Below are 13,004 nucleotides of genomic sequence, written 5' to 3' on the forward strand. Positions count from 1 at the left end.
CTACCAACATCAGGCCACCGCCGCCACCTCCCGCTCAGATCGTCAACCCCGTCTTCCCCCATTCCCCGCGAAGAACCAAAAAATACGCGTCCGCCATCTACAGCGCACCGGGCGGCAAACGCTTTGTTGCCGCCTCATTCGTGCCGGAATTGAATTTGTACGTGGTGGCCGAAGTGCCGGAAGCGGAAGTGTTGGGCAATGTGATGCGCTCGGCGCTGATCGCCGCGCTGGTGGCCGGCCTGGTCGGCGGCGGCGTGGCCCTGCTGATCATCTACATGATCAGCCGCGCGATTGCCGCCCCGGTGGCGCGCGCCGCCGACATGCTGGGCGATATCGCCAGCGGCAATGGCGACCTGAGCCGCCGCATGGTGGTGGAGTCCGGCGATGAAGTGGGCGCCCTGGCTGCGGCCTTCAACCGCTTTGTCGCATCATTGAACGTGACGATACGCGAAGTTCGCGACAGTACCGGGGCGATTGCGAGCGCGTCGAGCGAAATCGCCAGCGGCAACCTGGACCTGTCGGCACGTACGGAAAGCCAGGCATCGAGCCTGGAAGAAACGGCGGCCGCCATGGAAGAGCTGACCTCGACCGTCAAGCAGAATGCCGACAATGCGCGCCAGGCCAATCAGCTGGTGGTATCGGCTTCCGGCCACGCCATCAAGGGTGGTGACGTGGTCGGCCAGGTGGTGCAAACGATGGGCGCGATCACGGAAAGTTCGAAGAAGATCGCGGACATTATCGGCGTGATCGACGGGATTGCCTTTCAAACCAATATTCTCGCGCTGAATGCTGCGGTCGAAGCGGCGCGTGCGGGCGAACAGGGACGCGGCTTCGCGGTGGTCGCCACCGAAGTGCGCAACCTGGCCCAACGATCGGCTGCCGCAGCCAGGGAGATCAAGGAGCTGATCGTCGATTCGGGCAGCAAGGTGGAGGCCGGCAGCAAGCTGGTCGATGCGGCCGGCGCCACCATGCAGGATATTGTCGTGTCGGTACAGCAGGTGGCCGACCTGATGGGCGAAATCGCCTCCGCCAGCCAGGAGCAAAGCCAGGGCATCGCGCAGGTCAATGCGACGGTGACGCAGATGGATGATGCGACCCAGCAAAATGCGGCGCTGGTGGAAGAAGCGGCGGCCGCCGCCCAGTCATTGCAGGATCAGGCGGCGCGCCTGGCGCAGGTGGTCAGTGTGTTCAAACTGGAGGAGGCCGGCAACCCGGCTGCCCACCAGCCAGGCACCAGCCTTCTGATCAGATAGCCGGCTGCTTGAGCGTGGCGGCGTTCTTGAAAAAGTCGTGGATGCCGCTTTCGCTCATGCGGCGCGCATTGGCCAGTTCGCCGCCCTTGGTGGCGTACAGCACCTGGTTGTCGCTGCTCGACACCAGCACGGCGGCCGGAATGCCTTTTTTCAGCGGATTGCCATAGGCGTTGGCCACGTCCAGGTTATGGTCGAAATTGCCGACGTCGACTTTCACGACCTTGAATTCTTTCTGCATCAGCTCGGCATTTTTGCCTTCCTTCAAGGCCTTGTCGAGGGCGCGGCAGTCCTCGCACCAGTTGGCGCCAAAGATCAGCAGCACCGGCACATGAGCCGCCTTCGCTTCGGCCAGCGCGTGCGCCACGTCGGCCTTGGCGTCGGCCGCCGCGTTGTACGGCAGATGCTGGGCATTGGCGGCCGGGGCCGGCGTGGGCGCGGCGGCGATGGCGGCGCCGGACAGCAGCAGGCTGGCAAGAACAGTAGAAAGTAGACGCATGCGGGGGCTCCAGGAAAATAGGACATGAGGCAGGCTGGCCAGGATCGGCGAGCGCGACTGTCTAGAATATGCCTGCTGCGCAGAAATATCTACAACTGATTTGCACTGTGCTTATGCGAAAAACGTATAAGCATGCGCGGCAACGAATGCAAACGCATGAGATAATGTCCCGCTCTGCATGAGCAACGCGAACGCGCCCTCCCACCATGACGACTTCTTTCCTGGCACGCTGGCTGCCGCAACCGAACAACGGCAGCCGCCGCGAACAACTGCGCGCCTGCGCGGGCGCCATCTGCGGCTTGCTGCTGACGGGTATCACCTGCCATTTCCTGCTGGCGCCGGACAGTGCCAGCATCTACCTGATCGCGCCGATGGGCGCTTCCGCCGTGCTGCTGTTCTGCCTGCCGGCCAGCCCGCTGGCCCAGCCATGGTCGGTGGTGGGCGGCAATGTCGTGTCCGGCCTGGTGGGCGCGGCCTGCGTCAAATGGCTGGGGCCCGGCGTGGGCGTGGCGGCGCTGGCCGCCTGCCTGGCGATCGCCGCCATGTTCGCCCTGCGCTGCTTGCATCCACCGGGCGGCGCGGTGGCATTGACCACCGTGGTCGGCGGCGCCAGCGTGCAGGCGGCCGGCTTTGAATTCGTCTTCGTGACAGTCCTGTTCAACTCCGCCATCCTGGTCGCTTGCGCCGTGCTGTACAACAACCTGACGGGGCGCCGCTATCCGCACACCCAGCAATTGACAGCGGCCCATCCGCATGCGACGCGCGACGAGGTGCCGAGCGCCCGCCTGGGCTTTACGGCCGACGACCTCGACGCCGTGCTGCGCCAGCACGGCGAAGTGCTCGATATCAGCCGCGACGACTTGCAGGCGATCTTTCTGCAAACCGAACTGCGCGCCTGGCAGCGCCGCTTCGGCGTCGTCACCTGCCTGGATATCATGTCGAAGGATGTACGCAGTGTGGAATTCGGCACGCCGCTCGACGAAGCCTGGCACACCATGCGCACGCACGATATCGGCGCCCTGCCCGTGCTGAACCGCGCGCGCCGCGTGATTGGCATCATCACCCAGACCGACTTCCTGCGCCACGGCGGCCTCGACGATTACCAGGGCATGCGCCATCGCCTGCGCACCATTTTGCAGCGCACCGGCCTGTCGCACACCGAACGCCCGGAAGTTGTCGGCCAGCTGATGACGCACAAGCCGCACACGGCGCACCTGGGCACACCCATCATCGACCTGGTGCCGCTGATGGCCGATGCCGGCTACCACCATATCCCCATCGTCGACGGCGAAGACCGGCTGGCCGGCATTATCAGCCAGTCCGACCTGATGGCGGCCCTGTATGAAACGCGCTTTGCCGAGGCCGCCGCATGAAACCGTTTGACGCCCTGCTCTCCAGTGCTGCGGGCAGCACGCCCGTCACCGCGCATTTCTTCGCCAACCAGCTGGTGCTGCACGACCTGGGCGCCAGCGTGGCCGTCGACCAGCTCATTGTCAGCGTCGGTGGCATGGAGCGGCCCGAACTGTTCCTGAACTGGCTTGATGCGCAGGGCCGGCAGGCGTCGCTCCAACCGCTGGGCCCGGATGCCATCGCCACCGTGCTGCAGGAGGCACCGGCTTCGCTGCAGCCATCGCTGCAGAAACTGTGGAGCGAGCGCAAGCAGAACCGGCGGCAGGTCTCGGGCTGGCTGGCCGGGATAACGGGTGCGGCGCTGCTGGCCGGCGGTTTGTTCTGGTGGCAGGGCAATAATGCCATCGGCGCGCTGGCCGGCCTGATCCCGCTGTCGACCGAAAAACAGCTGGGCGAGCTGGCGCTGGCGCAAGTACGGTCCCAAGGCAGCCTGGCCGGCAGCGGCGCCGCGCAGCAGACGGTGCAGCAGATCGGCCAGCGCCTTACCACAGGCTCGCGCTACCAGTACCGCTGGTTCGTCAAGCAGGACGACAGCGTCAATGCGTTTGCCATGCCGGGCGGCATTATTGTCGTGCATACGGGCTTGCTGCGCCAGGCCGGCAGTCCGGGCGAGCTGGCCGGCGTGCTGGCGCATGAAGTGCAACATGTGGAACAGCGCCACTCGCTGCGGCAGATGATCACCAGCCTCGGCTGGGGTGCGCTGGTGGCCGTGACCATCGGCGATATCAGCGCCGTGGCCGCCATGCTGGCACACCAGGCCGGCACCATGTATTTCAGCCGCGACATGGAGGAAGAAGCGGACCGGCTCGGCGTACAAGCCCTTCAACGCGCCCGCATACGCCCGGACGGCATGCTGACCTTTTTCCAGAAGCTGGGCAAGGAAGACCAGGACAAGGCGCAAGCGCCCGGCTGGATATCCTCGCATCCGCAAACGGCGGCGCGCGTGCAACGGGTCACGGCGCTGATCGGCGCCACTCCCTGCCCTGACTGCCTGCCCTTGAGCAGCCGCCACTGGCAGGCCATGAAAGCGGCACTACCAGCGGGCGACAAGAATTAAACCACGCAATATTTCCTGCAAGCGAGTTAAACGATGGCGTATGCTTACGCCCCGGCGATTGGACATCCAAACACCGCCATCCCGTTCATTCTCCTTACCAAGGATATCGCGCATGAAGCATCGTTACGCTCTCGGCACCCTCGCCGCCTCCCTGTTGTTGGCCTTTGCGCCCATGTCGCAAGCGGCCCAGCCCGCCGCCAAGCCTGTCGCCGTCAGCGCGCCGCAAGCCAAGCAGCGATTGCAGGTGGTGGCCGACCAGTACTACGATGCCCTGGCCCGTTTCGAGCCGATCAACGCCACCGAAAGCGGCGACAACCGTTTTGACGACCAGCTCGGCTCAGCCATCGTGCCGGCCGCGCGCGCCAAACAGTTTGCCCTGTACCGCCAGTACCAGAAAACCTTGCGCGCCATCAGCCGCCAGCAGCTGTCGCAGCAGGACCAGATCAACTACGACATCCTCGACTACGAACTGGCCACCGCCCTGTCGTTCGAGCGCTTCCCGGAATACCTGCTGCCGCTGAACCAGATGGACAGCATGCCCGTCACCCTGGCCAACTATGCGGGCGGCGAAGCGTCGCAGCCGCTGGTCACCGTCGCCCAGTATGACGCCTACCTGAGCCGACTGAACCAGCTGCCCGGCTGGATCGACCAGGCCATCGCCAATATGCGGCTCGGCATGCAAAAGAAGATCGTGCTGCCGAAGGCGCTGATCGAGTCCGCCCTGCCGCAGTTCAAGAAACTGGTCAGCGCCACGCCGCAAGAGAGCGTGTATTACACGCCCGTCAAGAACCTGCCGGCCGCCTTTGGCGAGGCCGACAAGCAGCGCCTGACGCAGGCATATACCGAGGTCGTCGGCACAAAACTGATGCCGGCCCTGCAGCGCCTGGCCACCTTCATGGAAGCCGAGTATCTGCCGGCCGGCCGCGCCAGCAGCGGCTGGAGCGCCCTGCCCGACGGCGCCGCCTGGTACCAGGCGCGCGTGGCGTCGAGCACCACCACCGACATGAAACCGGAACAGATCCATGCGATCGGCCTGAAGGAAGTGGCGCGCATCCAGGGCCAGTACGCCATCGTCGGTCCGAAAATGGGTTACACGGGCCCGGCCGCCGGCCTGCCGGTATGGGTCTCGGAACAGGCGAAATACCGCCCCTTCAAGACCGACCAGGAAGTGCTCGATGTGTATCGCAAACTCAACGTTCTGCTCGACACCAAATTGCCGGCGCTGTTCACCCTGGTGCCAAAGGCGCCGCTGGACCTGCGCCTGGAGCCCGAACTGAGCCGCGACACGGCCGCCGACCACTACACGGCGCCGGCCGCCGACGGCTCGCGCCCGGGCGTGTTCTGGTCGGTGGTGACCGACCCGACACTGTATGGCGACACGGGCATGACCACTCTGTTCCTGCACGAAGGCAAGCCGGGCCACCATTTCCACCTGGCGCTGGTACAGGAAATGGACTTGCCGAACTTCCGCCGTTTCGGCGGCAACAATGCGTTTACGGAAGGCTGGGCCCTGTACGCGGAAACCCTGGGCAAGGAAATGGGGCTGTTCGACGATCCGGCCCAGTACTTCGGCCACCTGAACGACGAGATGCTGCGCGCCGTGCGCCTGGTGGTTGACACGGGCCTGCACACCAAGGGCTGGACGCGCGAGCAAACCATCAAGTACATGCGCGATACCCTGGGCTACGACGCCGTGGCCAGAAGCGAAACGGAACGCTATATGGCGTGGCCGGGCCAGGCGCTGGGCTACAAGATCGGCGCGCTGAAAATCATCGAACTGCGCCAGCGCGCCCAAGCGGCATTGGGGGAAAAGTTCAGCCTGCCGAAATTCCATGAGGTGGTACTGGGCGACGGTACCCTGCCCCTGAAACTGCTGGAAGCGAAAGTGGACCGCTGGATCGCGCAGCAGAAGTAAGCAGACAATCCCTGAAGACAAAACGGCAGTGCCATGATTGGGCTGCCGTTTTTTTCAGGTGCACACAATGCTCATACCCTTACTGTTTCAGTCCAGCAGATAGGCTAACTCAACGCAAGAATACTTATTGCCAAAATGACCTACGAAGAACTCAAGGAGTTGCTAGCAATTACACACAACCCTATGACGTTGACACGCGAGATGGTGCCCACGTTACCTGGCCTGTATGTCTGGAGATCAAAACATGATGACAGCATTGAGTACATCGGCAAGGCGTCGGGAAAGAATGGCTTAAGGGGGCAGGTTTGGCGTCAACACCTAAATCCCATCTATCTCGAATCCCGCCCCGATAAAATTGCCCAAGATGACGCCCAGCGCGGCTTTAACATTTTGCATAACGGCAAACTGTGTATCGATAAAAGCGTATTTCGGCGCAGCATAGGCAAAGCCCATCAACTCAGTCCAGGTGTGGAGACCGTTCGCCACATTCGTGAAAACTGCACAATCGCATGGGTAACCTTTTCCTCTGATCTATTGGAATACATTCCGAGATGGGAGCTTGATCTCATTAAAGACTACCCTCCTCGCCTCAACAAAGCAGGTAATAGGCACTCCTGAACATTAAGCTGCTCCCCCCGAGAACAAGCTCCGCCTTCCATAGTGTTAGCTACACCAGCAGCGCCGCGCTCATCGAGCGCACTTCCTCGTTTGATTCGGCCAGAATGCTTTGCAGGGTGTCGTTGTCGATAATGAAGTCGATCACGGAATCGGACGGCGTCAGCATCTCGATAAACGTCGTTTGCAGCGGTGACGGCACGGGCGACAGTTGCTTGGCCAGCAGGAGGGTGTCGAGCAGGGAATCGGGCGGGATCGCCAGCAGGCCGTCGCGCAAGCCTTCGATGGCCTCGCTGACCGGTTGCGGGATCAGCAGCTTTTTCATCACTTCGCGCGAAATGATTTCCTCGGCCGATTCCATCCAGTGCTCGCCATCGTCGTCCAGCAGGCCGGGAAACTCGTCGGCGCGCGACAGCAGATAGAAGCCGCCCACCTCGTGCACGATGCCGGCGAACAGCGCCGTATCGGCATCGACATGCGTCACGCGGCGCGCGATCACATGGGCCAGCGCCGCCACGTGCGCCGTATGCTCCCACAGCTGGGCCGCCTTCTGGCGCAGCACCGGGTCGACGATCTTGCTGCCGAACTGCCGCACCACCATGGCGGCCACCAGCGAATACAGATTGCGGTAACCCATGCGCATGACGGCCGCGCGCACGCTGGTGACGGGACGCGCATCGCCGCGGCTGTAGACGGCCGAGTTGGCCAGGGCGACGGTGCGCGCCGCCAGCAAGGGTTCGGCCAGCACCAGTTTGATTGCATGATCGATATGGCAATCGGGTTCCGCCAGGGCCAGTTGCAATTGCAGCGCGGAATTGACACTGATGGGAAACACCAGTTCGCCGCGCACCGCCTGGGAAACAATCAATCCGAATGCCTGTAATTTATTCATCGCCCTGTCTGTCCGTCCCGGATATTCTTTTAAGATTGCACCACTTTATATCAGAATCTTCATCGTTTTCACGCGCGATTAAAATCCGCTGACTTCAGGCAAAGATATCGACGTCAGTGTGCGTTCATCGCCAATCACGAACAATTTTGGCTGTTGCAATACCTGCAGCAAAAACGGCTGGCCCTCGCGCAGCCGGCGCTGGTAGTCGGCCAGGGTATACAGGTTCGGATTGATTTTGCGGCGCAAGGTTCGCTCGGCCGGCGCCAGGCGAGTCAACAAATCGCCGTAATTGGCCTCCTCGGCCACCAGCAGCAGATCGATGGCGCTGCCGGGAAGATCCTGGCCCTTGGCGGTGGCGCCGGACACAAAGGCCAGCTGCAGCTGGGCGCGCAACGGCGCCAGTGTGCTGCTGAGCACTCCCACCAGGCCGAAGGTCTTTTGCACCAGGCCGCTCAACTCGGGATACACCAGGCTTTCCTTGTTCGGCCAGAAGCGCCGCACATTGCCGATGCGCTCGGACGTGATCAGCCCCGCATCATGCAGCCGCCGCAACTCGCGCTGCGCCGACGCGCTGCCCAGACCCGTCAGCCGCATGATCTCGTTCAGATGAAAGCCTTCGTTGACGCGGACAAACAGCAGTCCCAGCAGCTTTTGCTGGGCGGGAGTGAACAGGGCTTGGGCGATCATGCGCCAGATCTTAGCACGAGCACGCTGGAAACTGGCGTGAGAAGAGCGCCTGAGCAGCGAACAGCATGATTCGATTGGGCATAAAAAAACGGCACCAAGGATTTCTCCTTGGTGCCGTTCTCGTCAGCTAGTAGCTAGTGTTACGCTTCGTCGCCGTGGTGATGCTGGGCCTGCGTTTCGATGTCCTGCAACGCTTCGGCAGCTTCGCCGGCCATCGAGGCTTTCTCGGCCAGCAGCAGGGCTTGACGCTCTTCGCCCACCCCGTACTTCTTTCTCTTTGCGTGCGCGACGAAGAGACCATAAAAAAACGGCACCAAGGATTTCTCCCGGGTGCCGTTCTTGTCAGCTAGTAGCTAGTGTTACGCTTCGTCGCCGTGGTGATGCTGGGCTTGCGTTTCAATGTCCTGCAACGCTTCGGCAGCTTCGCCGGCCATCGAGGCTTTCTCGGCCAGCAGCAGCGCTTGACGCTCTTCGACTTCCCACGCTTCTTTCTCTTTGCGTGCGCGGTGGAAGGCCAGGCCCGTACCGCCAGGAATCAGGCGGCCGACGATGACGTTCTCTTTCAGGCCGCGCAGACCGTCGCGCTTGCCCATGATCGCCGCTTCGGTCAGCACGCGGGTGGTTTCCTGGAACGATGCGGCCGAGATGAACGAATCGGTCGACAGCGATGCCTTGGTAATACCCAGCAGGACGTTTTCGTAGGTCGCAGGAATCTTGTTCTCTTGCGCCATGCGATCGTTCTCGTCCAGCAGTTCCGAACGTTCCACCTGCTCGCCAACGATGTAGTTGGTGTCGCCGGCATTGACGATCTGAACGCGGCGCAGCATCTGACGCACGATCACTTCGATGTGCTTGTCATTGATCTTCACGCCTTGCAGACGGTACACGTCCTGCACTTCGTCAACGATGTAACGCGCCAGCGCTTCGATACCCAGCAGGCGCAGGATGTCTTGCGGATCGGCCGGGCCGTCCACGATCATCTCGCCCTTGTTCACGACCTGGCCGTCATGCACCAGCACTTGCTTGTCCTTGGTAATCAGGAACTCGTGCTTGTTGCCGTCCATGTCCGTGATTTCCAGACGCTGCTTGCCCTTGGTTTCCTTGCCGAACGCAACCGTACCCGTGACTTCCGCCAGCATGCCGGCGTCTTTCGGGGAACGGGCTTCGAACAGCTCGGCCACGCGTGGCAGACCACCGGTAATATCGCGTGTCTTCTGCGATTCGGTCGGGATACGTGCCAGCACTTCACCGACCGATACCGCCTGGCCATCCTTGACCATGATCAGCGCGCCGACCTGGAAGCCGATCGCCACCGAGTGTTCGGTGCCGGCGATCTTGACTTCTTCGTTCGCGTCGTTGATCAGCTTGACTTGCGGACGCAGGGTCTTGGTCAGCGAACCGCGACGTTTTGCATCGATCGCGACCAAAGTCGACAGACCGGTCACTTCGTCGACCTGGCGGGCAACGGTGACGCCTTCTTCGACGTTCTCGAAACGCACTTGACCGGCGTATTCGGTAATGATCGGACGGGTCAGCGGGTCCCATGTCGCCAGCGCGGTACCGGCCTTGATGACCATGCCGTCCTTGACGATCAGGGTCGCGCCGTACGGTACTTTATGACGCTCGCGCTCACGGCCATGGTCGTCGGTGATCAGCACTTCGCCGGAACGGGAAATGACGATTTGCGCGCCCTTGCCGTTCGTCACGTAACGCATGGTTGCCGTGAAGCGGATGGTACCGTTCGATTTGGCTTCCACCGACGATGCCACTGCCGCACGCGACGCCGCACCACCAATGTGGAAGGTACGCATGGTCAGCTGGGTACCCGGCTCACCAATCGACTGCGCTGCCACCACACCGACGGCTTCGCCGGCGTTGACCAGCATGCCGCGGCCCAGGTCGCGGCCATAGCACTTGGCGCACAGGCCGAAGCGCGTGTCGCAAGTCAGTGGCGTACGGACCTTGACTTCGTCGATCGACAGACGTTCGATCTCTTCGACCATGTCTTCGTCCATCAGCGTGCCGGCTTCGTACAGCGTTTCCTGCGATTCAGGATGGACGACATCGTGCACCGTCACGCGGCCGAGGATACGGTCACGCAATGGTTCGATGACTTCACCGCCTTCAACCAGCGCTTTCATCAGGGCGCCGTTCATGGTGCCGCAATCATCTTCGATCACGACCAGATCCTGCGTCACGTCGACCAGGCGACGCGTCAGGTAACCGGAGTTCGCCGTTTTCAGCGCCGTATCGGCCAGACCTTTACGAGCGCCGTGGGTGGAAATGAAGTACTGCAACACGTTCAGGCCTTCGCGGAAGTTCGCGGTAATCGGCGTTTCGATAATCGAACCATCCGGTTTCGCCATCAGACCACGCATACCGGCCAACTGGCGAATCTGGGCTGCGGAACCGCGCGCGCCGGAGTCGGCCATCATGTAAATGGCGTTGAACGATTCCTGCGTCGACTTGGTGCCGTCGCGCTTGATCACGTCTTCGACCTTGAGCTGGTCCATCATGGCCTTGCCGACTTCATCCGAGGTCTTGCCCCAGATATCGACGACCTTGTTGTAACGCTCGCCGGCGGTCACCAGACCCGAAGCGTACTGCTGCTCGATCTGCTTGACTTCCGATTCGGCCGTCGCGATCAGGGTGACTTTTTGTGGCGGTACCAGCATGTCGTCGACGCAGATCGAGATACCGGCGCGTGTCGCCAGGCGGAAACCCGATTGCATCAGTTTGTCTGCGAACACCACGGTGGCGCGCAGGCCGCACTTGCGGAACGACGTGTTGATCAGCTTGGAAATCTCTTTCTTTTTCAGTGCACGATTGAGCACCGAGAAAGGCAGGCCTTTAGGCAGGATTTCCGACAGGATCGCACGGCCGATCGTCGTTTCGTAGCGGGTCACCGTTTTTTCGAATTCGCCGGTTTCGGCGTTTTTCGGGTATTCGGTAATCCGCACGGTCACGCGGGTCGTCAGTTCGACTTCCTTGTTGTCGTAGGCGCGGATCACTTCCGACACGTCCGGGAACATCATGCCTTCGTTCTTGGCATTGATCGCTTCACGCGTGGCATAGTACAGACCCAGCACGATATCCTGGGAAGGCACGATCGACGGTTCGCCGTTCGACGGGAACAGGATGTTGTTCGACGCCAGCATCAGCGTACGCGCTTCCATCTGTGCTTCGATCGACAGGGGAACGTGGACCGCCATCTGGTCACCGTCGAAGTCGGCATTGAATGCCGCGCAGACGAGTGGGTGCAGCTGGATGGCCTTGCCTTCAATCAGGACCGGCTCGAACGCCTGGATACCCAGACGGTGCAGCGTCGGCGCACGGTTGAGCATGATCGGATGTTCACGGATCACGTCTTCCAGGATATCCCACACCACCGGTTCCTGGATCTCGACCAGCTTTTTCGCTGCCTTGATCGTGGTTGCCAGGCCCATCAGTTCCAGTTTATTGAAAATGAAAGGCTTGAACAGTTCCAGCGCCATCAGTTTCGGCAAGCCGCACTGATGCAGTTTCAATTGCGGGCCCACGACGATGACCGAACGACCGGAGTAATCGACGCGTTTGCCCAGCAAGTTCTGGCGGAAACGGCCGCCCTTGCCCTTGATCATCTCTGCCAGGGATTTCAGCGGACGCTTGTTGGCGCCGGTCATCGCTTTGCCGCGACGGCCGTTGTCCAGCAGCGAATCGACCGCTTCCTGCAGCATGCGCTTTTCGTTGCGCGTGATGATCTCCGGAGCGCGCAGCTCCATCAGGCGTTTCAGGCGGTTGTTACGGTTGATCACGCGGCGATACAGATCGTTCAGATCCGAGGTCGCGAAACGGCCACCGTCCAGCGGTACCAATGGGCGCAGTTCCGGCGGCAGCACCGGCAGCACTTCCATGATCATCCAGTCCGGCTTGATGCCCGAACGCTGGAACGCTTCCAGCACCTTCAGGCGCTTGGCGTATTTCTTGATCTTCGCTTCGGACTTCGATTCCTTCAGTTCCACGCGCAGCGTTTCGGCATCGCGGTGGATGTCGATCGAGCGCAGCAGTTCACGGATACCTTCGGCGCCCATGAAGGCGGTGAAGTCGTCGCCGTACTCTTCGTACTTGGCGGCGTAGTCGTCTTCCGACATGATCTGGCACTTTTTCAGCGGGGTCATGCCGGGATCGGTCACGACATATGCTTCAAAGTACAGCACGCGTTCGATGTCCCGCAGCGTCATGTCCAGCACCATGCCCAGGCGCGATGGCAGGGACTTCAGGAACCAGATGTGGGCGGTCGGCGACGCCAGCTCGATGTGGCCCATGCGCTCGCGGCGCACTTTGGCCAGCGTGACTTCGACGCCGCATTTTTCGCAGATCACGCCGCGGTGTTTCAGGCGCTTGTACTTGCCGCACAGGCACTCGTAGTCCTTGATCGGGCCAAAGATCTTGGCGCAGAACAGGCCATCGCGTTCAGGCTTGAAGGTACGGTAGTTGATGGTTTCCGGCTTTTTGACTTCGCCGTAGGACCACGAACGGATTTTCTCAGGCGAAGCGAGACCGATCTTGATTGCATCGAAGGTCTCGTTGGTCTGTACTTGCTTGAATAGATCGAGCAGTGCTTTCATGTATCACTCCAGAGGTGATTAAATTTCTATATTCCTGAGACTACATTGCCCGGCATGGTTTCCCAGCCGGGC

10 protein-coding genes are annotated in these 13,004 nt (G+C 61.5%); 5 read left to right on the forward strand and 5 right to left on the reverse strand.

The genetic code is table 11. The features are described from left to right. A partial coding sequence (locus ACP7B7_RS13540) for a methyl-accepting chemotaxis protein (RefSeq protein ID WP_426077005.1) occupies positions 1-1,253 on the forward strand: 1,253 nt, incomplete at its 5' end. Here ACP7B7_RS13540 and ACP7B7_RS13545 read toward each other — a convergent pair. Beyond that, entirely contained in the window at positions 1,246-1,749 is a 504-nt protein-coding gene (locus tag ACP7B7_RS13545; protein WP_308923511.1) for a thioredoxin family protein, read from the reverse strand. The genes ACP7B7_RS13540 and ACP7B7_RS13545 overlap by 8 nt on opposite strands. Positions 1,750-1,955: 206 nt before the next feature. On the opposite strand from ACP7B7_RS13545, the gene ACP7B7_RS13550 reads away from it, so the two are divergent. The 4 genes from ACP7B7_RS13550 to ACP7B7_RS13565 all read left to right on the forward strand — a co-directional run bounded on the left by ACP7B7_RS13550 (position 1,956) and on the right by ACP7B7_RS13565 (position 6,749). After that, entirely contained in the window at positions 1,956-3,122 is a 1,167-nt protein-coding gene (locus ACP7B7_RS13550) for an HPP family protein (protein WP_426077006.1), read from the forward strand. Beyond that, positions 3,119-4,216, forward strand: coding sequence for a M48 family metallopeptidase (locus tag ACP7B7_RS13555; protein ID WP_426077007.1), 1,098 nt, complete (start codon positions 3,119-3,121; stop codon positions 4,214-4,216). Before ACP7B7_RS13550 ends, ACP7B7_RS13555 begins: the two co-directional genes overlap by 4 nt. A gap of 112 nt (positions 4,217-4,328) precedes the next feature. Further along, positions 4,329-6,131 carry a DUF885 domain-containing protein gene (locus tag ACP7B7_RS13560; RefSeq protein ID WP_426077008.1) on the forward strand — a complete coding sequence of 601 codons (1,803 nt, stop codon included), beginning with the start codon at positions 4,329-4,331 and terminating at the stop codon, positions 6,129-6,131. Positions 6,132-6,266: 135 nt separating this feature from the next. Next, complete coding sequence (locus ACP7B7_RS13565; protein WP_426077009.1) at positions 6,267-6,749, forward strand: hypothetical protein; 483 nt, start codon at positions 6,267-6,269, stop codon at positions 6,747-6,749. A gap of 49 nt (positions 6,750-6,798) precedes the next feature. On the opposite strand, the gene ACP7B7_RS13570 is transcribed toward ACP7B7_RS13565, so the two are convergent. From ACP7B7_RS13570 to rpoC, 4 genes are all read right to left on the reverse strand, one after another. Continuing rightward, positions 6,799-7,638 (reverse strand): HDOD domain-containing protein, encoded by an 840-nt coding sequence (locus ACP7B7_RS13570; protein ID WP_308923506.1) that lies wholly within the window; start codon positions 7,636-7,638, stop codon positions 6,799-6,801. 78 nt (positions 7,639-7,716) lie between these two features. Then, entirely contained in the window at positions 7,717-8,325 is a 609-nt protein-coding gene (locus ACP7B7_RS13575; protein ID WP_308923505.1) for an ArsR family transcriptional regulator, read from the reverse strand. Positions 8,326-8,465: 140 nt separating this feature from the next. Then, positions 8,466-8,642 carry a hypothetical protein gene (locus ACP7B7_RS13580; protein ID WP_308923504.1) on the reverse strand — a complete coding sequence of 59 codons (177 nt, stop codon included), beginning with the start codon at positions 8,640-8,642 and terminating at the stop codon, positions 8,466-8,468. A 42-nt stretch (positions 8,643-8,684) separates the two neighbouring features. Beyond that, complete coding sequence (gene rpoC / locus ACP7B7_RS13585) at positions 8,685-12,932, reverse strand: DNA-directed RNA polymerase subunit beta' (RefSeq protein WP_308923503.1); 4,248 nt, start codon at positions 12,930-12,932, stop codon at positions 8,685-8,687. Positions 12,933-13,004: the final 72 nt, after the last annotated feature.

Source organism: Janthinobacterium sp. PSPC3-1 (genome assembly GCF_049896105.1).
In the GTDB taxonomy this organism is placed as follows: Bacteria; Pseudomonadota; Gammaproteobacteria; order Burkholderiales; family Burkholderiaceae_D; genus Janthinobacterium.

Excerpts from the sequence above, each read along its gene's own strand:
- ACP7B7_RS13565 (WP_426077009.1), top strand. The coding sequence starts at position 6,267 with ATGACCTACGAAGAACTCAAGGAGTTGCTAGCAATTACACACAACCCT.
- ACP7B7_RS13545 (WP_308923511.1), bottom strand. The coding sequence starts at position 1,749 with ATGCGTCTACTTTCTACTGTTCTTGCCAGCCTGCTGCTGTCCGGCGCC.
- ACP7B7_RS13555 (WP_426077007.1), top strand. The coding sequence starts at position 3,119 with ATGAAACCGTTTGACGCCCTGCTCTCCAGTGCTGCGGGCAGCACGCCC.
- ACP7B7_RS13560 (WP_426077008.1), top strand. The coding sequence starts at position 4,329 with ATGAAGCATCGTTACGCTCTCGGCACCCTCGCCGCCTCCCTGTTGTTG.
- ACP7B7_RS13570 (WP_308923506.1), bottom strand. The coding sequence starts at position 7,638 with ATGAATAAATTACAGGCATTCGGATTGATTGTTTCCCAGGCGGTGCGC.
- ACP7B7_RS13575 (WP_308923505.1), bottom strand. The coding sequence starts at position 8,325 with ATGATCGCCCAAGCCCTGTTCACTCCCGCCCAGCAAAAGCTGCTGGGA.
- rpoC (WP_308923503.1), bottom strand. The coding sequence starts at position 12,932 with ATGAAAGCACTGCTCGATCTATTCAAGCAAGTACAGACCAACGAGACC.
- ACP7B7_RS13550 (WP_426077006.1), top strand. The coding sequence starts at position 1,956 with ATGACGACTTCTTTCCTGGCACGCTGGCTGCCGCAACCGAACAACGGC.